Origin of the sequence: Aquimarina sp. AD10 (assembly GCF_003443715.1) — a bacterium.
GTDB classification, from domain to species: domain Bacteria; phylum Bacteroidota; class Bacteroidia; order Flavobacteriales; family Flavobacteriaceae; genus Aquimarina; species Aquimarina aggregata.
In genome coordinates this window covers 3,991,927-4,012,980 of the sequence record NZ_CP031965.1, presented here as the reverse complement: position 1 = coordinate 4,012,980, position 21,054 = coordinate 3,991,927, and the positions used below count along the sequence as shown (strand labels likewise).

18 protein-coding genes are annotated in these 21,054 nt (G+C 31.9%); 10 read left to right on the top strand and 8 right to left on the bottom strand.

Annotation, left to right across the window (positions count from 1 at the left end):
- Positions 1 to 78: 78 nt before the first annotated feature.
- From D1816_RS16540 to D1816_RS25785, 3 genes are all read right to left on the bottom strand, one after another.
- Positions 79 to 351 carry a DNA-binding protein gene (locus tag D1816_RS16540; RefSeq protein ID WP_118504278.1) on the bottom strand — a complete coding sequence of 91 codons (273 nt, stop codon included), beginning with the start codon at positions 349 to 351 and terminating at the stop codon, positions 79 to 81.
- A gap of 339 nt (positions 352 to 690) precedes the next feature.
- Positions 691 to 1,170 carry a hypothetical protein gene (locus D1816_RS16535; RefSeq protein ID WP_118504276.1) on the bottom strand — a complete coding sequence of 160 codons (480 nt, stop codon included), beginning with the start codon at positions 1,168 to 1,170 and terminating at the stop codon, positions 691 to 693.
- A gap of 30 nt (positions 1,171 to 1,200) precedes the next feature.
- Positions 1,201 to 1,440, bottom strand: coding sequence for a hypothetical protein (locus D1816_RS25785; RefSeq protein WP_147405009.1), 240 nt, complete (start codon positions 1,438 to 1,440; stop codon positions 1,201 to 1,203).
- A gap of 308 nt (positions 1,441 to 1,748) precedes the next feature.
- On the opposite strand from D1816_RS25785, the gene D1816_RS16530 reads away from it, so the two are divergent.
- The 5 genes from D1816_RS16530 (at position 1,749) to D1816_RS16515 (ending at position 9,397) form a co-directional block, all read left to right on the top strand.
- Positions 1,749 to 3,470 (top strand): AraC family transcriptional regulator, encoded by a 1,722-nt coding sequence (locus D1816_RS16530; RefSeq protein WP_118504274.1) that lies wholly within the window; start codon positions 1,749 to 1,751, stop codon positions 3,468 to 3,470.
- A gap of 110 nt (positions 3,471 to 3,580) precedes the next feature.
- Positions 3,581 to 3,733 (top strand): hypothetical protein, encoded by a 153-nt coding sequence (locus D1816_RS25780; protein ID WP_158597693.1) that lies wholly within the window; start codon positions 3,581 to 3,583, stop codon positions 3,731 to 3,733.
- Positions 3,734 to 3,893: 160 nt separating this feature from the next.
- Positions 3,894 to 5,660 (top strand): erythromycin esterase family protein, encoded by a 1,767-nt coding sequence (locus D1816_RS16525; RefSeq protein ID WP_118504272.1) that lies wholly within the window; start codon positions 3,894 to 3,896, stop codon positions 5,658 to 5,660.
- Positions 5,661 to 5,741: 81 nt separating this feature from the next.
- Positions 5,742 to 7,511 carry an erythromycin esterase family protein gene (locus D1816_RS16520; RefSeq protein WP_118504270.1) on the top strand — a complete coding sequence of 590 codons (1,770 nt, stop codon included), beginning with the start codon at positions 5,742 to 5,744 and terminating at the stop codon, positions 7,509 to 7,511.
- A gap of 248 nt (positions 7,512 to 7,759) precedes the next feature.
- The gene (locus tag D1816_RS16515; protein ID WP_118504268.1) at positions 7,760 to 9,397 is read left to right on the top strand and encodes a S8 family serine peptidase; all 1,638 of its coding nucleotides are present in this window, start codon (positions 7,760 to 7,762) and stop codon (positions 9,395 to 9,397) included.
- Positions 9,398 to 9,413: 16 nt separating this feature from the next.
- On the opposite strand, the gene D1816_RS16510 is transcribed toward D1816_RS16515, so the two are convergent.
- On the bottom strand, positions 9,414 to 10,454 hold the full coding sequence (locus tag D1816_RS16510) for an endonuclease/exonuclease/phosphatase family protein (RefSeq protein WP_118504266.1): 1,041 nt from the start codon (positions 10,452 to 10,454) through the stop codon (positions 9,414 to 9,416).
- A 297-nt stretch (positions 10,455 to 10,751) separates the two neighbouring features.
- On the opposite strand from D1816_RS16510, the gene D1816_RS16505 reads away from it, so the two are divergent.
- Genes D1816_RS16505 through D1816_RS26135 form a run of 4 tightly spaced genes read left to right on the top strand, consistent with a single transcriptional unit; the run spans position 10,752 to position 15,635 of the window.
- A complete protein-coding gene (locus D1816_RS16505) occupies positions 10,752 to 13,637 on the top strand; it encodes a TonB-dependent receptor (RefSeq protein WP_233565206.1) in 2,886 nt (961 codons plus the stop codon).
- Between the two features lie 21 nt (positions 13,638 to 13,658).
- The gene (locus D1816_RS16500; protein ID WP_118504264.1) at positions 13,659 to 15,062 is read left to right on the top strand and encodes a DUF5689 domain-containing protein; all 1,404 of its coding nucleotides are present in this window, start codon (positions 13,659 to 13,661) and stop codon (positions 15,060 to 15,062) included.
- Positions 15,063 to 15,118: 56 nt separating this feature from the next.
- Positions 15,119 to 15,340, top strand: coding sequence for a hypothetical protein (locus D1816_RS26140; protein ID WP_233565205.1), 222 nt, complete (start codon positions 15,119 to 15,121; stop codon positions 15,338 to 15,340).
- A gap of 4 nt (positions 15,341 to 15,344) precedes the next feature.
- A complete protein-coding gene (locus D1816_RS26135) occupies positions 15,345 to 15,635 on the top strand; it encodes a hypothetical protein (RefSeq protein ID WP_233565204.1) in 291 nt (96 codons plus the stop codon).
- 83 nt (positions 15,636 to 15,718) lie between these two features.
- Here the strand turns inward: D1816_RS26135 and D1816_RS16490 are convergent, their stop codons facing one another.
- From D1816_RS16490 to D1816_RS16475, 4 genes are all read right to left on the bottom strand, one after another.
- Positions 15,719 to 16,165: a GNAT family N-acetyltransferase gene (locus D1816_RS16490; protein WP_118504262.1), complete on the bottom strand. Its 447-nt coding sequence runs from the start codon at positions 16,163 to 16,165 to the stop codon at positions 15,719 to 15,721.
- 4 nt (positions 16,166 to 16,169) lie between these two features.
- A complete protein-coding gene (locus D1816_RS16485; protein WP_118504259.1) occupies positions 16,170 to 17,081 on the bottom strand; it encodes a cation diffusion facilitator family transporter in 912 nt (303 codons plus the stop codon).
- Between the two features lie 4 nt (positions 17,082 to 17,085).
- On the bottom strand, positions 17,086 to 17,520 hold the full coding sequence (gene rpiB / locus D1816_RS16480; protein WP_066315126.1) for a ribose 5-phosphate isomerase B: 435 nt from the start codon (positions 17,518 to 17,520) through the stop codon (positions 17,086 to 17,088).
- A gap of 566 nt (positions 17,521 to 18,086) precedes the next feature.
- Positions 18,087 to 18,326, bottom strand: coding sequence for a hypothetical protein (locus D1816_RS16475; RefSeq protein WP_066315125.1), 240 nt, complete (start codon positions 18,324 to 18,326; stop codon positions 18,087 to 18,089).
- Positions 18,327 to 18,844: 518 nt separating this feature from the next.
- Here D1816_RS16475 and rnr point away from each other — a divergent pair.
- Positions 18,845 to 21,043 carry a ribonuclease R gene (gene rnr, locus D1816_RS16470; RefSeq protein ID WP_118504257.1) on the top strand — a complete coding sequence of 733 codons (2,199 nt, stop codon included), beginning with the start codon at positions 18,845 to 18,847 and terminating at the stop codon, positions 21,041 to 21,043.
- Positions 21,044 to 21,054: the final 11 nt, after the last annotated feature.

The window sequence follows — 21,054 nt, the reverse complement described above, 5'->3', positions numbered from 1 at the left end:
ACACCTACTCTTTTAAAAAAGGCTTTTCGGTTTTCGCCTTACACTGCGCAACGATTTTATTTTTCTATGTTAAATTGGTTACCCCACAAAAGGATTCACCCCTCTAGAACTCGTTTCTTTGTCATAAAACCCAAACTGAAACCCCACCGCAGCTTCATACACAAAACTTTGTATGGCTACATCATAAAGTATGGGGGCGTTTAGATCTTTCATGATATTAATGATTCTATAGAGTTTCGTTTTTGAAACTCCTAACCGATGCGCTAGCGATTCTGGAGTCCCAGTAGCTTGTAATCGGATCAGTTGATCTATGCGATCTATTAGTTCTATTTGTTTGATTAAAATATTCATTGTAATTCCCTTTTATTTTTATACTATTTGTTTTCCTTGAAAACCTCAATCTTGGGGTTATGATAGCTAATGATGGGACTCAGGGGTGTAATCTTAGACTTCGCAACCTAAAATTTGAGCGACCTATACCATGCTATGGGCCTTTTTGACCTTCTGTTGGGCAAGATTGACGAAGTGTTAGACCTCTGGGGGGTAATCTTGGGTCGATACGGTTTAAATTTGAACCCGATGGGTTAAAAATTAGACTCCGTTGCTCTAATTTTAGACCTATTGTGTCTAAAATTGGGTCTCATAAGTCCAACCGAGGGCCTTTTGGGCCCAACGGAAGGTCTTTTACACTCACTCAACTATATTTTCTGTTTTTGGGGTACTTTTGGTGCGGTTAAAAAATTGCTTTAACTCGGCTACTTTTTCAGTAAATCCTGCTTTACCAGCTCCTTTGCTATATTGTGCATAGGCATAATCATTTAACGAGTCCTGATAGTTATCATAATCGTGCAGGATCTTGGTACTCTCTAATCGATATACCAGACTTTCTACTCTACCCAATAGGTTTTCGGTAAATACACGTGCTTTATAATCCCGCTCAAACTCCTGCCAATCAACATCGGGCGAACTTAAAGCTTCGCTATGCTGACGATAATCCCACACCTTATTTACAAACAATTTGTTTTTTTCGTTGATTGCTTTATAATCCTGGCGTTGTTTTTCGGTAAGTGCCGATAGTTTATCATTAAAAATGGCTTCTAATTGCGTGATCAAATCGCTGGCTTTATCTTTTTCTTCTTGGCTTAATTGGTCTTCTATAATATTTCTCATGATGTTTTTATTTTAAATGTATGTGTAGCGTTATGATTTCTTTTGGTAGCAGTTAGGTAACATAAACCGATTTCTGGCTTTATACAGGATTTGTATGGCGTGATCTATAGACTTACCTTGAGTATACAATTTTGTAATCCACAAATACATGATAATCTCATACCGATGATGATGTACGATGTTATAGAAAAACACATCCATCTTTAAGTGAAATGTCTCTAAAATAGCATTGATAAATTGGTGTTGCTGCTGGTTGGTTTGTGTTCCCATCTTTTGCGTTTTGATGGGTCAAATGTAGTTGGAGCACTCTCTATAAAACAACTAGAGCTAGTCTTGATTCTAGAAAATCTAGCACCAAATTCTAGAATTAAGACTACAGTATAAACGTTGTAATTATTTGATTTCAAAAGGCTTTAACGTTTTTTTAATAACACATATTAAATGTATCTTTGTGTCCTTTAAAGCTTAAAGAAAAACTCAACAAAATCTTCTTAAATGGTTTAAAAAACAGTTTTTTTAATTTTTAGGGTAATATTTTAAGACGATAAGACATATACTATAAAAGAATCAAAACAAAAATGCCTAGATATACGTTATTATTTTATTTACTTTTTTTGTTTGGTATACAAAGTACCTCATATAGTCAAGAAATAACTTCTAGCGACTTGGATTCTTTAGTTGGGTTAAATTTTAAAGTACTACATGATAAATTTTATGAAAACATAAAAACTAATAAATCTAATGCAGAATTATATGTAAGAGCCTATTTGCAAAAAGGAAAGAATCTTGATAGTGTTTTTGAAACATCTAAGGGTTTTTTCTATACATCCAAACTTTTTATGGATAACCATGAAAAACGTATTATATATCTTGATAGTGCACTTGATATGGTTAAAAACACATGGCGTATACAACAAACTGTTTTTTTGCATAATTATAAAGGAACTATAGCGCAAACCAATGGCAATTATGATAAAGCTTTGGATTATTACCTAGAAGGGCTAGCATATGCAAAAAAAGAAAATATCCTACCTTTTATATCTGTTTTACAAAGTAATATTGCAACACTAAAAAGAAAATTAGGAAAGTATGAAGAAGCAAAATTGCTATTCAAAAAATGCCTAGGGTACCGAAAAGAACGAATTGGGGAAAAACCAAATGATTCCATACCATATTTGTTAACTATTTCTAATTTAATTACAACCTGTAGACAGAATAAAGAAATAGATTCTGCTTCCTATTACCATAATTTGGGAATTGAGATGTCAAAAGGTACTGATATACAAGGTCTATTCAGATTAAATGAAGGAATATTTTACTATTACAATAAAGAATATAACAATGCCATTATAACAATAAATACAGGCTTAGATGAATTTTTAAAAAGCAAGCTAAAAATAGAATGTGGATATCACAACTTAATTGATGCATATTACTTTTTAGGGAAATCATACAATGCATTATCTAAAAAGGAAAAAGGTCTTACTTATTTTAAGAAAATAGATTCAATTGTACAACAATCCCATAATTTAATTTCTGAATCCAGACCTGCTTATTTAGAAATAATTAAATACTATAAAACTTTAAAGGATAAGAATAATCAACTCTACTATATTAATCGATTACTCCATAACGATAGCATATTTAATAGTAAACATAAATCTTTGAGTGTTAAATTAGTTAAAGAATATGATACTCCTTTATTACTTATACAAAAAGAAGAACTGATTACTGAACTGAAGACTAAAAATGATCGGTCGAATTATAGCCTTATTTTTTCATTGGTCATTATTCTAATTATTACTACCATTCTTTTTATTAGTTACAAAAAAAACAGACTATATCGAAAACGTTTTGATGAGTTGATGAGTTCTACTGAAAAAAAAGTTACAGGAGAAAAAGCTGAAAACGAAATAATGAAGAAAAGTTCTTCTATCGGTATTGCTGAAGATGTTGTTAACGTAATTTTAAAGGGGTTAGATGATTTTGAAAAAACCAATGGTTTTTTAGAAATTAATATTACTTCGAATATACTTGCAAAAAATTTAGATACTAATTCTAAATATTTAACTAAAGTTATTAAATATCATAGAAATAAAAGCTTTTCTCCGTACATCAATGATCTTCGAATAGAATATATAATTCAACAATTAAAAAAAGATACTAAATTACAAAAATACACCATTAAGGCATTAGCATCAGAAGCAGGATTTAATTCTACCGAAGTGTTTTCAAAATCTTTTTTTAAAAAAACGGGAATATACCCGTCTTACTTCGTGAAAAGGATTCAAACTCAATAAAGTTAATGTTTCTTAGTCTTAATTCTAGAATTAAGACCAGTTTCTTATGGTAATTAAGGTCTTACGGAACCTTTTACTATATATTTGCTTTTAAATTAAAAATTAAAATGATGAAGAAAAATAAAGAATCGAAAAAGCTGAAATTCGTTAAAATAAAGGTTTCAAAACTTGATAGAAATAATCTGATAAAGATTTTCGGTGGTGGCGAATCCGATGAGGAAGGCACAAATCCTATATGTGAAACTAGTTATCAGGCATGTTAAAAATTGATTATTTTCTCTTGGAATGATTATAAAAAACTTGAAGAATACGTCAGAATGTTTAAACTTTCCTTTTTGGGGAAATATTTAGCTTTTGTTAATGCCTAAAATTACTATCATCTCATTCATACTTTGAATGGTATAAATTCTTATAAATCTCATTATGCAAAAAAAAAACAATCGATATGTCCATTTATTAACCCTTGTATTTTTTACTTTCCTACAATTATCCTTTGGGCAAGAAACACCCATGTCGTTTGAAAATAATAAAGAAACAAAGCTTAAGGGAAATGCAACACATACCTATGAAGTATTATTAAAAAAAGGAGAGCTTTTACAATTACATTTACAGCAAAAAAATGTAGATATCCAGATCTTGGCACTTTCTCCTGATAAGGATTCTTTACAAAATTTCGATTTGATTAATGGAAAAAAGGGGGAGGAAATCATAGAACTACCAATCAAAAAAAATGGAATCTATTCTTTTAAAGTCAAACCATTCATATCTAAAAGATATACTGATTCCGCCCGAGCAAATTTTATAAAAAAAATAGATGGTAGTTATAAAGTTAATAAATTTAAGGTTTTATCAATCTTAGAACATAAGAAAATAGCAACTTTTAGAAAAGCACAAAAGGAAAGTGTAATTTCTTGGATAAAAGATAAATCTATCACCTTAAAAAGTGTAAAAGCAGAAACAGGTCTCACTGATTTAGCTTATTTAAAACCTATTTTAAAAGATGTACAAATTGTTGGCTTAGGAGAAACTAGTCACGGCACTAAAGAAATTTTCCAGATGAAGCATCGCATGCTAGAGTTTTTAGTCAAAGAAATGGGCTTTAAAATATTTGCAATCGAGGCAAGTCATGTGGGTTGTCGTCCTATTAATGAGTATATATTGCACGGTAAAGGGACTAGTAGAACTGCCTTGTCTGCTCAAGAGTTTTGGATCTGGAATACAGAAGAAGTGATTGACATGATCGAGTGGATGAGAAAGTATAACACCTCTGTGAATGATGATGAAAAAATAAAATTTGTAGGTATTGACACACAAATAGTAGCATTAGATCTAGCTTATAAAAATGTAAGTGGTTTTATAAAAAAAACTAATTTTAATGAATTACACGACATACAAGTAGATTCCGTATTTCAAGGATTAAAAACGAATAGAGATAGAACGGATATCTCTTTGCAACGACAACAATTATATACCTTATTGTCATATCTCATAGTAAATGAAACTAGATTAGTTCGCAATACCTCTAATCAAGAATACGCTAAAACTATTAGAGACTTAAAAAAAATTATACAGGGAGTAGAGTCTAATGATCGTAAATTTCAGAAAAAGGTTGACTTTGATATTCGCGATGAATATATGGCACAAACTACTTTAGAAGTATTACACAAAGAAAAATTAGGGTCTAAAATGGTTCTTTGGGCACATAATGGTCATATTTCTAAAAACTCGGGAGCTTATATAAATGGATATTTAAAATCTTTAGGAAGTGTTTTAAAACGGGATTTAGGCGATGCGTATTATGCTGTTGGGTTTTCAACATATCAAGGAAGTTTTCAGGCCAGAAATTATAGCCCAAAAGAAAAAAAATATGCGGGAGCCGTTTCTTTTAAAATATCACCTGCCGAGGTAGAAAGTTTAGATTGGTATTTTAACCAATCTAAAAAAGACATATTCTTTCTTAATTTTAATCCTTATCCAAATTCAAATGCTGTTCAAACCTTTTTAAACACTAAACACAAAACAAACAGCGCCGGAGCCAATTGGACTTTCGAATATTCTTATTCCCCAACGCGTAGAGTTGAACCCGGAAAATCTTATGACGGAATGATTTTTATTAAAGAAACCTCTGCCGCTACACTAACTCCTGGTGGGCAAAAAGAAATTGAAAAACGATTAAGAGAGAATAGGTAGATCTTATATTGTTATTCTATAATTAAAAGTTTGTTTTTTGAGTAATACTCTAAAAAGACAGTACATAAATCAAAACTTAGAATGAATATACTTAAATTACTTTTTTGTTTACTCTTTTTATGTTTTATCCAAAACGAACTCTATAGTCAAGAAGCAATAAGAACTTTTGAGGAAAACAAAGAAATAAATCTCAAAGGAAATGAAACACATACTTATGAACTCCAATTAAAGAAAGGAGATTTTTTTCAATTACACCTTAAACAAAAAAATGTAAATCTTCAAGTATTATTGCTGTCTTCCCAAAAAGATACATTACAAGGGTTTTTAAATAATTTTAGAAAAGATGGACTGGAGATTGTTGAGTTTCCGGTCAAGAAAAGTGATACCTATATTTTTCAAATTTCTCCATATATATCAAGATGGTTAAAAGGTACTGACCGAGATAATTTTATAAAAAATATTAATGGTAGTTATGCTATAGAGAAGTTTAAAATTTTATCCCAAAAACAGTATGAAACACTTCTGGAATTTAGACAAAAACAAAAGGACAGTGTCGTTTCATGGATCCAAAAGAAATCCATCACGATAAACAGTGTAATAGCAGAAACAGGATTTGAAGATCTTAATCATCTTAAACCCATTTTAAAAGATATACAGGTGGTAGGCATGGGCGAAACTAGTCATGGTACCAAGGAAATCTTCCAAATGAAACATCGTATGCTCGAGTTTTTGGTAAAAGAAATGGGATTTACATTATTTGGTATTGAAGCCAGCCATGTGGGGTGTAGACCGATTAATGATTATGTGTTACATGGTAAAGGTAACAGTAGAGATGCATTGTCTGCCCAAGGGTTTTGGATTTGGAATACCGAAGAGGTAATCGAGATGATCGAATGGATGCACGATTATAATAAAACCATACCAGATGCTAAGAAAGTAAAATTTGTTGGTATAGATACTCAACTGGTAGGATTGGATTTAGCATACACCAGAGTAAGAAACTTCTTAAAAAGGACTGCAAATCACCCTATGCTAGAGGTTAACATTGATTCTATATTTAAAGCTACCAAAACTTTAAAGAGTGATAAAATTAGTGTTTCTGATACAAGGCAAAAATTATACACTTTGCTTTCTTATATAATTATGAACAAGACGCATCTCGTTCAAAAAACCTCAAATAAGGAATATTTTAATGTAATAGCAGATTTAAAAAAAATTATTCAAGGTGTCGAAGTAAAAGATAGTAAATTACAAAAACGAGCTGGGTTTAACATACGTGACGAATATATGGCACAGACTGTAGTAGAGGCTTTGCAAAAGGAAGGATCCAATGCTAAAATGATGTTATGGGCACATAATAGTCACATTAATAAAGATCCAAGTTCTTATACTAATAGCAGTCAAAAACCTTTAGGTAGTGCTTTAAAACGTTATCTGGGAGATAAAAAGTATTATGCTATTGGGTTTGCAACCTACCAAGGCACATTTCAGGCTAGGAGTTATACAAAAAACAAAAATACATATGTGTATGGAAAAGCAGGTTCTTTTAAGATTTACCCCGGGGAAGAAGGTCATTTTGATTGGTACTTTGCACAGTCAAAAAAAGATAGGTTATACATTCACCTAAAACAACTTACCAACCCTAATGCGGTACAATCATTTTTAAAGAAAAATCTAAAAATGCACTCAGCAGGCGCAACATGGACATTTGATCGTTCTTATTCTCCGATTTTTAACATAATACCGGGAAAACAATTTGATGGTATAATCTTTATTAAAGAAACCTCTGCCGCCATCCTTACTCCCGCCGGTAAAAGGGAAATCGAGAAACGGATTAAAAATGGGGAATAACTTCAATATGAGGAGATTTTTTTTTCTTTACATACATTTACTAAATCTTTATCAAATAGGACATCCTGATTATCAACCTAAAAATTGATTACATTTTCAGAACTCTCAAAATCTGGTAAAGCCGTTAATGCCTATAATGCTTTACTTTTGGTAGAGCACGTGCCTAAACGTAATGATTGAAGTATTCTTTGCCATATATTTGTTCGAAATTAGGGCAACTAAAATGTATCAATTACAATAGTTAATTTATGAAGCTTAAAACAATATTCTTTTTCTTTAGTATTCCTCTATTAAACTATGCTCAAGCAGGCAATGTAATAACAAAACAACAAGAGCTTTCTGAACATGAACTTAAAAACTGGTATCATAAAGATCTAAAAGAAGATACTATACCAGGTATAAGCTTAGATAAAGCTTACAAAGAGTTGCTGTACAACAAAAAAGGAAAAGAAATTATTGTTGCTGTTTTAGATACCAAACTAGATATCCATCATGAAGATATTAAACAACAATTATGGCTAAATACCGATGAAATAGCAAATAATGGCATTGATGATGATCAAAACGGATATATCGACGATATTCATGGTTGGGATTTTTTAGGTAATACTAAAGGTGAATATCTGAAATATGAAAATACAGAAGCCGTTCGGATCCTTAGAAAATATACTCCTCTTTTTAAAGATAAAGCGCCAGAAACTATTTCCCAAGATCAAAAAGAACTTTATGAGTTATACTCAAAAGCAAAAAAAAGGGTCAACGATGCAATACAGGAAGAGGAAGATTTCATCAAATATGCAAAAAATTGGTTAGAAGTATATCCAAAAGCAAAAGGGTATTTAAACACTTTTTTTCCAAAAAATAAGTATACAATCTCACAATTAGATAGTTTATCGAATACTAAACCAAGTGATAGTTTAGCAAAAGCTCATATACAATTCATAAAACGCGCGATTACTTATGAACTTACTCCAGAATTCTACGAAGAGTATATTCCTGAGACTCAAGAAGCATTAAAAACAGTATTAAATGTTGATTATAAAGAGCGTGAACTTATAGGCGATAATCCAAATGATAATAAAGATTTAAATTATGGTTACAATCAAGTTTATGGAGATGTTCCTTTTCAACATTCAATCGTAGTGAGTGGTGTTCTAGCGGCTACAAGAAACAATAATATTGGTATTAAAGGAGTATCTGATAATATTAAAATAATGCCCGTGGTAATGGTTGCTTCTGGTGATGAACATGATAAAGATATTGTATCAGCGATCAGATATGCGGTCGACAATGGAGCCAAAGTAATAAACATGAGTTGGGGTAAAGATTTTTCTCTTCATAAAGATTGGGTTCAGGATGCAATGAAATATGCCGAAAAAAATGATGTGCTTTTAGTTGCTGGCGGAGGAAATGATGGTAGAAGTAATGATACAAAAGATTTTTTTCCTATTGATTATAAAAACGATAAAGAAATCATTGATAATTATATAGTTGTAGGGGCTACAACTCACGCTTTAGACAAAAATTTAGTAGCATTTTTTTCAAACTACGGAAAAAAGAATGTTGATGTTTTTGCTCCGGGAGAAAAAATTTATACTACCGATATTAATAACAAATATGAATTTTCTAGAGGTACATCTATAGCTTCACCAATAACAGCTGGAGTTGCAGCTTTAATTAGGTCCTATTACCCTAATCTAAGTGCAAGTCAGGTAAAAAAAGTTATTTTAGAATCTGGCACTTCTTATGATATAGATGTAGAAATCACAGGTGAAAATGGAGAGAAAAAACTGATTCCCTTTTCAGAACTCTCAAAATCTGGCAAAATCGTGAACGCCTATAATGCTTTGTTATTAGCAGAGAAGATGTCTAAAAACAAAAAATAACAATCAAAATTTACTTTTATTCCTCTTTAATCAAATACACATACACAGGAAAATGATCACTATAGCCACCTGCGTATTGACCGCTACTATAACTCCTAAAGGGATATCCCTTGTATTTTCCCTTTTGGGTCGTTAAAAAGTCTTTGTTAAACACTCCTGCTTTATAGTAACGATAGCCTTTAGTATTATCTAATAGTCCTTTAGAGAGTATGATTTGATCAAAAAGTGTCCAATTATCTCGCCAGGCAAGTGAACCTACTCCTTTTTTAGCCATTTTGATCATGGGGTTGTACAATCCTTTTAGCGCCACATCTTCTTGATTTGATTTGGGCTTTAGGATTTTTTTGATACTTGGGCTATTGGGTTCATCATTAAAATCACCCATAGTGACAATCTTAGCATATGGGTCTATTGAAAAAAGAGAATCTATAATTTTTTTATTTACTATTGCTGCTTGTATACGTTTTTGCCGACTTCGGGCTTCTCCTCCCCTTCGTGATGGCCAGTGGTTTACAATAATATGCATTAAATCCCCATCCAGATACCCACTAACCACCAATTGATCTCTTGTATACATACGCTTATTTTCTTTTTCATGATCATATAGTAGCAAAGCATGAGTTTTTATATTTTTAAGCTTAAACAATGCCTTTTGGTATAATAAGGCCACATCTATACCTCTTCTATCCGGAGAATCTACATGAGCGATACCATAATCATTCGATTGCAATACTTTTTCATTTACGAGATCTTCTAAAACCTTTCTGTTTTCTATCTCTGCAACACCCAAAACTACCGGTGCATTTTTAGTAAGGTCTGCACCTATTTTAGAGATTGCATCTGCCATGTTTTTTAGTTTATGGGCATATATGTCATAGGTCCAATGATCTTTACCATTTGGGGTTCTGTCATCATCAAAAGTTTTGGGATCATCTTCTGGATCAAAGAGATTTTCAAGATTATAAAACGCAATCGTATTGATTTTATAGGTCTTCTTTTCTTGTGAAAAGACTACGGTACAAATCAGCATAATTAAGTACGGTAAACTTCGTAACATCTTCTTAGTAATTATAAGTTTATATCATTTACACATTGAATTTACCTTAATACAAGTACTCTTTTTCATATCTGTTTCACAATAAAAATTAACCGTAGCTATGGCTATGCTTAATTTTTCTTATTCACATAGACAAAAAATAGTTGATTCTATTTTACAGCAAAATCAAAATGTAAATGGTCTTAGTGCAAAGATTGTTTTTTTCAGTTCCGAAAAATGAAACTGGCGCATCCTACTATTGTACCAATCATTAACCTCAACATTTTTAATTCGTTAAAAGTTTACACACGTCAAAAAATGATTCTAAAATCTCATGTTTTAAAAATAATAGCGGTACTATTTTTATCTTGTATTGCTAAAACACACGCACAACAAACCAATGTAAAAGGAAGGATTATTGATGCGATTTCTAAAGAGAATATCGCTGCAGTTGCTATACGTATTAAAGCTTCAACAATCCAGAGTGCTACAAACAGTTTTGGAGTATTTGATTTTAAAAACGAAACACTTCCTTTAGGCGAACAAATCCTGATCATTTCAAAACCAGGATATATCACCAAGAGATTTCCTATAGTGATTAATGAAGGGAAACTTCTAGATCTCAAAAAAATAACGCTGCAACATGACTTTACAATAGCGCAATCGCAGATAGCAACGATATCTCTTTCTGACGCTGAAATAAACGATGCAGATGATACTTCTTTTACTGTGGCTGCATTACTGCATGCAAATCGAGATACGTTTTTAAATGCCGCGGCATTTGATTTTAGTGCAACATTCTTTCGCCCAAGAGGATTAAATAATGAGAACGGAAAAGTTTTAATCAATGGTATTGAAATGAATAAACTAGCTACCGGAAGACCACAATGGAGTAACTGGGGGGGTCTTAATGATGTGCAACGCAATCAGGAATTTTCTGCAGGCATTTCTCAAAACGATTACACCTTTGGTGATTTGCTAGGGACTTCAAACATCATCATGAGAGCATCTACATACAGAAAAGGTGGTAGAGTCTCCTATGCATCTTCTAATCGAAGTTATCAAGGTAGGATCATAGGCACCTACAACTCTGGAATTACACGAAAAGGATGGGCTTTTTCACTCTCGTTAGCGCGTAGATTTGGTAATCAAGGGTTTATAGAGGGTACAGGCTATGATGCTAATTCTTTTTTTATCGCAATTGAAAAGAAATTAAACAAATACCATAGTCTTAATCTTACCGGGTTTTATACTCCCAATCGTCGAGGTAGATCTACTGCTATTACCGAAGAGGTTTTTAACATAAAAGGGGCGAGATACAATCCCAACTGGGGATATCAAGATGGTAAAATAAGAAATGCAAGAGAACGTAGTGTTAAAGAACCAGTACTCATGATAAATCACTATTGGGATGTGACTCCAAAAACCAGCATTAATACAAATTTAGCCTTTCAAACCGGTACAATAGCCAATACACGAATAGATACTGGAGGGGGAGATCTAGTAACCAATACATCTGGAGAGTCTGTTTACCTTGGCGGTGGCAGAGGAGCAAATACCAATCCAGTGCATCCGGATCATCTACCTAGTTCTTTTTTAAAAGAAGCTAATCCCACTGCCGTTGACTATCAAAATGCTTTTTTGGCGCAACAAAACCTTATTAACAATGGCCAATTAGATTGGGATACTTTACGACAAACAAATCAACAAAATGCACAACAAGGAAGCAATGCTACGTATATTTTATATGAAGACAGAAATGATGATACACAGCTTACCGGAAATATTATCCTAAACAGCAGAATAACCAATCACCTTACCTTAAATGCATCTGTCAAGTATAGAAACTTAAAAAGTGAGAATTTTGCTCGGGTCAAGGATCTTCTTGGAGGAACAGGATTTCTTGATGTAGATTTATTTGCTACATCAGCTTCAGGATTCTCAAATACGGCATTAACAAATCGTGCACAAAGCGATTTACAAAACCCTAATCGAATCGTTGGAGAAGGAGATCGTTTTGACTATAATTATGAAATTAATGCAGCCGTACTAAATGGATTTGTACAAGCACAATTTAAATATAAAAACCTCGATTTTTTTGTAAGCGGAAATGTAGCCAACACTACCTACCAGCGTAATGGTTTATTTGAAAACGGATATTTTCCCGGAGCACAATCTCTAGGAAAGAGTCCTGCAGTTTCTTTTAAAAATTATGGTGTCAAAAGTGGAGCAACCTTTCGATTACACGGAAAACACTCTGCAGTAGTTAATGCTGCCTATTTTAATAAAGCGCCGACTATTCGAAATACGTTTGTAAACGCAAGACAAAATAATGCACCTGTTTCTCAATTAATAGGAAAACCACAAGAAACTGAAAAAATACAATCTATAGATGCCAGTTATGTGTTTCGCTCTTCTAAAATAAAAGCCCGGCTAACTGGCTACTACACAAAAATTCTTGACGCAACGAATATTTCTTTTTTCTTTACTCAGTCAATTGCTGGCTCGGGAGCTGGTTTTGTTCAGGAAATCTTAACCGATATCGATAAGTCACATCTGGGTGCGGAGCTTGGAATTGAATATCAAATCACACCTACCATAAAACTTAAAGGCGCAGCGGGTATTGGTCGATTTAAATATGATAATAACCCTGATCTTGCACTAGCCAGCACAAGTGATATTTTTACTGATGTTCAAGGTATACGTTCCTTCGGAAAATCTAGCTTAAAAGGATATTACCTTTCTGGTGGTCCTCAAAATGCGGCACAATTAGGTTTTGAATATCGCGACCCTAAATTTTGGTGGTTTGGTGCCACAACAAACTACTTTTCTAACGCTTTTATAAGTATTAGCCCGTTTGCCCGAACAACTAACTTTAACCAAGATGTAGATGGATTACCTTTTAATGATTTTGATCAAAACATTGCTAATAACTTACTAAAACAAGAACAATTCGATGCTTACTTTTTAGTGAATGCTATCGGTGGTAAATCCTGGAAAATAGATCAATATTATGTTGGGTTCTTTGCATCTGTAAATAACATTTTTAATCAACAATACAGAACAGGAGGTTTTGAACAAACCAGAAATGCGAATTATAGAAGAGCGCTAGAAGAATCCAAGCGTCAAACACCTGTTTTTGGTCCCAAATACTTCTACGGTTTTGGAACATCTTATTACATCAATTTTTACGTACGATTTTAAACAATTAACACAAACAAAAATATGTCTACACACTATTTAAAACCAATCGTGTTTATCTTTATCCTTACACTTATTGCAATACGTTGCACACCCGAAGAAGATTTTAAAACACCGCCTTTACTTATAGAAGATCCCATTATTAATGGTACAGTCATGGATTTAGAAGCCTTACTCGGCATTTTAGCACAAGAAATCGAGAAAGAAGGAGAAAATGCTAAAGCTAGTTTTACCGATACCAATAATTATAGTATTGGTTATGTTGTTTCTAGTGATAAAGGAGGCAATTTTTTTAAAGAATTGATACTTCAGAATGCAACAGTAAACCCAACAGCTGGCATACGCGTACTAATTGATAATGCGCCTTTATTCACTTCGTATGAGTTTGGTAGAAAAGTATTTATAAAACTAGATGGATTGTCTATAGGTATAGAAAATGGTGTGCCAACACTAGGTGTTTTAGATGGCAATACTATTGCTGCTATTCCTTCGTTTTCGGTGAACGAAGTTATTAATCGATCTTCTGAAGTTTTTGCTATCACGCCTCTAGAAACAACCATAGATAATTTTACAGATCGTCTTTTAAACCTTTATGTCAAAGTAAATAATATTCAGTTTAATAAAAATATCGTGCAAGAAAACAACGCTTTCACATTTGCAGCAGAACCCAATGATAAGTTTGATGGTGAACGCATTATTGAAAGTTGCGAAACAGGAAGAACTACTATTTTAAGCACCAGTACTTTTTCTGATTTTAGAGGTCTCACACTTCCTAATCAACAAGGAAGTTTTACAGGAATATTAACCAAAAATTTTCTTGGTAATGCATACAATTTGGCACTTAACGATCCTGATGGATTGGTTTTTGATATTGAAAATCGTTGTGATCCAGAAGTATTAACATGTACATCGGCTACAGAAGGAAAAAACGTCTTATTTGAAGAAGAATTTACAGGTTTAAAAATAAAAGATCTTGAAGAAAAAGGATGGATTAATATCAATCTAACAAAAGGTGATTTGGATTATGATATTGCAACATTTAGTGAAAACGAATATGTACAAATCACCGGATTTAGATCAAAAGAACCCTTGTATGAAATCTGGTTATTATCTCCAGAAATTGATATGAGTACCACAACAGATGAGGTATTAAATTTTGATCTACAAGCTGGTTTTGATAATGGTAATATTTTACAAGTCTTTGTCTCTAATGACTTTACTGATGATATAAACACAGCAACATGGACACTTCTTGATGCACAGATCCCTAGAGGTCCTATAAATGCATTTGGAGATTTTTCTCCTGCTGGACCCATAAACCTATCTTGTGTCGAAGGTTCTATGCGAATTGGTTTTAAGTATGTTGGAGGAGATCCAAGGGCTACAACCAGATATCACATTGATAATATTAAAATTAAAAGTAATTAACAGCTTGCCAGACCCCGGGGGTTTTGAAAACCCCCGGGGTCTTAATACGTATCAAAATGAAGTACGAAGTAGTACAGCCTAATCAATATTATCATATCTATAATCAAGGAAACAATAAAGAAAACTTATTTATTGAAGAAAAAAACTATACTTATTTTCTAAAATTATTGAAAAATCATATTCTTCCTATTGCTAACATTCATTGTTATTGTCTGCTTCCTAATCATTTTCATTTATTGATAAAAACAAAACATAATTTAGAAAGCAAAAGCAATTAATAAAATGTACAACAGAACAGGAAGTTTGTTTAAAAGAAAGTTTTCTAGAATACGAATAACAGACGAAGTATATTTTAAGAATTTAGTACTGTATATTCATACAAATGCAGAACATCATCAAATAACAAAAGATTTCAGAAGATATCCTCATTCATCATATCGTGCATATCTATCAAATAAGGAAACAAGTGTTTCTAGGAACTATGTACTTGATATATTTGATGGAAAATCCAACTTTGAATATGCTCATATTCAAAAAAAGGTTTTTATTGAAGCTAAGTATACTTTAGAATAATTTAGCTGTTGTACACCCCAAAGGTTTTGAAAACCCCCGGGGTCTTAATACGTATCAAAATGAAGTACGAAATTAAAATCAACTCATCTTCTAACCATCGCAATATGAGGGATACCATCTTCTAGATACTCCTCTCCTATTTGCGAGAACCCATGGCTTTCATAAAACTTCTTTAGATACGTTTGTGCGGATATTTTAATTTCGGTTGTTTTAAAGTGTTTTTCTATAGCTTCAATACTGGCTTTTATAAGATCATGACCATACCCAAATTGTCTTTCTTTTTGCGATACGACTACCCTACCGATACTTGCATTTTCAAAATAATCGCCACCCTTAAATAATCTGGTATAAGCCACAATTTGATCGTTTTTATATCCTATAACATGCAGCGCTTTCTGATCTTTATTGTCTATATCTTGATAAACACAATCTTGCTCTACTACAAATACTTCTGCGCGTAAGCGCAGAATTTTGTATAACTCTAATGCCTCGATTTCTTCAAACTGTTTCACTCTAAAATTAACACTCATAAACCTAGTCTTGTACTATAATATCTTTACTGTCTTCTTTATCAAATTCTGGTTGCAAAGTAACATGATTAATCTCAAATTTTTCGTGTACTATAGCTTCAATTGTATGAAGAATCTCTCCAAATTCAGAAACAGGAATATCTGCACTAAAATCAATATGAGCTTCTAGATGTGTTTCTTCTTCGTTTAATTGCCATACATGTACATGGTGAATACTTTTTACTTTGGGCAATGCATTAATTGTAGCTACAATTTCTTTTACTTCGATAGTATCTGGCGTATACAGCATTAATATTTTAAACGATTTTCTTAAAAGGTCATAACCTACTATTATTAAATAAACAGCAATAGCAAAAGTTAATACACTATCTATCCAGAATAATTCATAAAATCGCATTAATAAACCTCCTAACAAAACAGCTACAGAAGCCATTAAATCTGTAAGTAAATGCACATATGCCGACCGCATATTCATATTTACTTTACTATCTTTTTGTAATAGTAAAACACTTAAACCATTACCTAATATAGCTACGATAGATAATATAATCACAATCCCAACACTAATCTCTTGTGGGTTTTGTAATCGCTCTACAGCTTCAAAAACAAGAATAATAGCTATAATAATCAAAGAAGCAGCATTAATAAATGCTGCCATAATTTCTGCTCTCTTAAATCCAAAAGTTCTTTTTATCGATGCCTCTTTCTTTGCCAATCGATTAGCAAAATAACTTACGATAAGTGATAAAACATCACTAAAATTATGAAGCGCATCGGATAGTAAAGATAAACTACCTGATAACAATCCACCAATTACTTGAGCAACTGTAATTACTATATTTAATACAATTGAAAATAATAAATTACGCCCAGTACGTTTTTGATGAGAATGATTATGAGCGTGTGTTTTTGTCATACAATTATACGCACATCGATATTTTATCTACTCTATTTTGATGTCTACCTCCTTCAAAACTTGTAGCAAGAAAAGTTTTTACCATTTCTAATGCCTGGGGTTGAGATGTAAATCTAGCTGGAATACAAATAATATTTGCATTATTATGTTGTCTTGTTAATTCTGTAATCTCTTTGGTCCAACATAATCCAGCTCTAACATTTTTGTATTTATTTGCTGTCATGCATACTCCATTTCCACTACCGCAAATTAAAATACCAAAATCTACTGCTTCACCATCTACATCTTTTGCAACTGGATGAACAAAATCTGGATAATCTACACTACTATCTTCATTAGTACCATAATTATTAACTTCAATCCCTTGAGATTTTAGATATTCAGTAATACCGAACTTATATGCCGTGCCGGCGTGATCATTTCCAATGGCGATTTTCATTTTTTGAATACGTTTTTATTGTTTCAACAAAGATACTTCAATCTCAGAAATACTAACCTCCAAAAAATCAATATTTTACCTTAATGTTACCCCAATGTTAATAAGTCCCTATCCTCTGTTAACATTGCATGTGGATAAATAGTTCTTAAAATTCAGAAAGTTTATTTGGTCGTTATCATTTTTATTAGAATACAAGCATCATGACCATATATCAAAATTATAACTCATGTTTTTTTGGATAAGTTTTTAAACATTAATTTAATGTTATGAACTACGGTTTTACCGTAAAAATATTAAAGATTATATGTGTTTATTAGCTATTAACAGTTGTTAATTAAATTTCATTTTTAGAAGATTTTCAAGTACTTACTATATTCATATCCTGTTAATATCATTCTGAAAATTCAATCTAACGTAAGAACCTAATAAAACTTAGAAAAGTTATACCGCTATTCACACTATATAATAATCACTATTTTATTTTTTAAATTTTAAAAGAAAAAAGATATATATATAATATGTGTTGACAACTGTTTTAAATCGTGAAATAAAATTGAAATAAAAGTTTAGACTATTGTTAAATGAGAGTCCGTATTTAGATTGTCTATAATTTGTAGTACCTTTGCTTTGTCTTTTTGATGTACTTTTAGATTAATACCTCCTAGTGCGTTTGAGTAAAAAGGAAAAACGCCAATCATGGTTTCATTTTCAAAAAAGTAAGAAATGCGTTCCTTGTCTAAAAGAAGTTTTAGAACAGCATACTCGTGCGGATAGGTATACGTTTTTATAATAACAAAGTCTTTCATCTAATAATTCCCTGTGGTATAGTAAATCTAAATATACAAAATAAGTAGTAATAATTGAATACGTAAATATGAATGAATTAAATATAGAATAGACCTATAGGTTTACTATAATTGTATTGCTTTTTGATCTTGTTTGTCAATGTTGTGAGTTTCTGATTCTAAGGTAGTTTCTTTTTTCTTATCTATAGTGTTATTGATATACAATGAAAAAGAGTAAACACCTATGATAAAAATTAGAACGAATAGAAATATAATCTTATGTATTTTTTTGACTTTACTCATTAGGGGGAAATACTTAGTAAACAAAATAATATCCTAGTGTTTTAAAATTAATCAAAAAATCAGAAATAAATGATGATTTAGATAAAATATATAACTGTAATACGTTGATTTACAGATACTATATTTTGAACAGCTGAATTAAGGACACTTTTAAAGGATTAATAAAAGATTAAACTTAAAATTACAAATGTTAAAAGATAAGCTGTACTTTTAACGTATATATATAATGAATATTAATGAAAAGAAAGAGAAATAGAAAAAAAAAGTCTCCAAAAATAGAGAATATCACCCAAGGAATACTTAAAATATTAAAATCAGAACCTAATACCCCTTTTAATTATAAACAAATAGCTGCAAAATTTGGTGTTAATGACGCAAGTAGTCGTAATCAAATTATTAAAAAATTAGCACAGCTTGCTGCTAAAAAGCAAATAGAAGAGGTAGATAGAGGAAAGTTTAAAATAATACCCAATATAAATACATACACTGGTATCTTAGATATCACATCTAAAGGTAGTGGATATGTTATCGTAAAGGATCTAGATGATGATATCTTTATCCCTAGCAATAATCTAAATAAAGGTTTACATGGAGATGAAGTAGAAGTGTATGTATATCGCAGAAAACGAAGAGGAAAAAGTGAAGGTGAGGTTACTAGAATTATAACACGTAAAAGAGAGGAGTTTGTAGGCGTTATAGAGATTCAAAAAAATTATGCATTTGTAAACATGCAGGATCCTAAAATGTATACCGATGTTTTTGTTCCTAAAAATAAAATTGGAGACGCAGAAAATGGCGATAAAGTATTGGTTAAACTCGAAGATTGGCCAGAAAAAGCAGATTCTCCTTTTGGTAAAATAGTTAGTGTTTTAGGAAAACCAGGAGAGCATGATACAGAAATTCATTCAATTTTGGCGCAGTATGGTTTACCATATGAATTTCCGGCAGAAGTAGAAGAATATGCAAATACGCTAGATACCAGTATCCAAGAGTCTGAGATCAAGAAACGTAGAGATATGAGAAAAACTCTCACCTTTACAATTGATCCAAAAGATGCTAAGGATTTTGATGATGCGTTGTCTTTTGAAGTATTAGAAAATGGTAACTATGAAATAGGGATTCATATTGCAGATGTATCCCATTATCTACAACCAGGAACAATTCTGGATGATGAAGCATATGAGAGAGCAACCTCTGTATATTTAGTAGATAGAGTAGTACCTATGTTGCCAGAAGTCTTGTCTAATAATGCTTGTTCATTGAGACCAAATGAAGAAAAATATACATTTTCTGCTGTATTTGAACTTAATCATAAAGCAGAAATTGTAGATCAATGGTTTGGTAGAACAGTAACCTATTCTGATGCACGTTTTGCTTATGAAGAAGCACAGCATATCATAGAAACTAAAGAAAATACCATACCTGCAGAAATCTCATTAACAGGAAAAGAATATAAAGCAGATCCTAAAGTAGCAGAAGCAACATTAAAATTAGATGAATTAGCTAAAATAATGCGTGCAAAACGAATGGGAGAAGGAGCTATATCTTTTGACAAGGTAGAAGTTAAGTTTAATTTAAATCAAGATAACGAACCTGTAGGAGTATTTTTTAAGACTTCTAAAGATGCAAATAAGCTTATCGAAGAGTTTATGCTTCTAGCTAATAAAAAAGTTGCAGAATTTATAGGAAAACAGAACCCTAAAAAAACATTTATTTATAGAGTTCATGATGAACCTAATGATGAAAAATTAGCAGCCTTACAAAACATTATAGGTCGATTTGGGTATAAGCTAGATCTTAGAGATCGCAAGACCACTACAAAATCACTTAATGGTTTATTAAAAGATGTTCAAGGTAAAAAAGAACAAAATCTTGTAGATACTTTAGCTATACGAAGTATGAGTAAAGCAGAATATACAACCCATAACATAGGGCATTATGGTTTAGCTTTTGATTATTATTCTCATTTTACATCACCAATAAGAAGGTATCCTGATGTTATGGCACACCGTTTGCTACAACATTATTTAGATAAAGGAAAATCTGTAGTAGAAGAAGAATATGAAGAAAAATGTAATCACAGTAGTAGCATGGAAAATCTAGCTGCTAGTGCAGAACGTGATTCTATTAAGTTTATGCAGATAAAATTTATGAAAGATCATGAAAATGAAAATTTCATAGGAGTGATCTCTGGAGTAACAGAATGGGGTATTTATGTAGAAATCTTAAGCAATAAATGCGAAGGCATGGTTCGACTTAAAGATATAGCAGATGATCATTATGTTTTTGATCAAGATGAATATGCTGTAATTGGGCAAACCAATAAGAAAACATACCAATTAGGAGATGAAGTGGTTGTGAGAGTAAAAAACGCTGATCTCGTGAAAAGGCACTTAGACTTTACGTTGTTAGGAAGTAGAGAAGAAATGGAATAATAATATATAAG

Coding starts and splice junctions, on each gene's coding strand:
- D1816_RS16540 (WP_118504278.1), bottom strand. CDS start 351: ATGAATATTTTAATCAAACAAATAGAACTAATAGATCGCATAGATCAA.
- D1816_RS16510 (WP_118504266.1), bottom strand. CDS start 10,454: ATGTTACGAAGTTTACCGTACTTAATTATGCTGATTTGTACCGTAGTC.
- D1816_RS16535 (WP_118504276.1), bottom strand. CDS start 1,170: ATGAGAAATATTATAGAAGACCAATTAAGCCAAGAAGAAAAAGATAAA.
- D1816_RS16490 (WP_118504262.1), bottom strand. CDS start 16,165: ATGAGTGTTAATTTTAGAGTGAAACAGTTTGAAGAAATCGAGGCATTA.
- D1816_RS16525 (WP_118504272.1), top strand. CDS start 3,894: ATGCAAAAAAAAAACAATCGATATGTCCATTTATTAACCCTTGTATTT.
- D1816_RS16505 (WP_233565206.1), top strand. CDS start 10,752: ATGATTCTAAAATCTCATGTTTTAAAAATAATAGCGGTACTATTTTTA.
- D1816_RS16500 (WP_118504264.1), top strand. CDS start 13,659: ATGTCTACACACTATTTAAAACCAATCGTGTTTATCTTTATCCTTACA.
- D1816_RS25780 (WP_158597693.1), top strand. CDS start 3,581: ATGAAGAAAAATAAAGAATCGAAAAAGCTGAAATTCGTTAAAATAAAG.
- D1816_RS16520 (WP_118504270.1), top strand. CDS start 5,742: ATGAATATACTTAAATTACTTTTTTGTTTACTCTTTTTATGTTTTATC.
- rnr (WP_118504257.1), top strand. CDS start 18,845: ATGAAAAGAAAGAGAAATAGAAAAAAAAAGTCTCCAAAAATAGAGAAT.
- D1816_RS16475 (WP_066315125.1), bottom strand. CDS start 18,326: ATGAAAGACTTTGTTATTATAAAAACGTATACCTATCCGCACGAGTAT.
- D1816_RS16515 (WP_118504268.1), top strand. CDS start 7,760: ATGAAGCTTAAAACAATATTCTTTTTCTTTAGTATTCCTCTATTAAAC.
- D1816_RS25785 (WP_147405009.1), bottom strand. CDS start 1,440: ATGGGAACACAAACCAACCAGCAGCAACACCAATTTATCAATGCTATT.
- D1816_RS16485 (WP_118504259.1), bottom strand. CDS start 17,081: ATGACAAAAACACACGCTCATAATCATTCTCATCAAAAACGTACTGGG.
- D1816_RS26135 (WP_233565204.1), top strand. CDS start 15,345: ATGTACAACAGAACAGGAAGTTTGTTTAAAAGAAAGTTTTCTAGAATA.
- rpiB (WP_066315126.1), bottom strand. CDS start 17,520: ATGAAAATCGCCATTGGAAATGATCACGCCGGCACGGCATATAAGTTC.
- D1816_RS16530 (WP_118504274.1), top strand. CDS start 1,749: ATGCCTAGATATACGTTATTATTTTATTTACTTTTTTTGTTTGGTATA.
- D1816_RS26140 (WP_233565205.1), top strand. CDS start 15,119: ATGAAGTACGAAGTAGTACAGCCTAATCAATATTATCATATCTATAAT.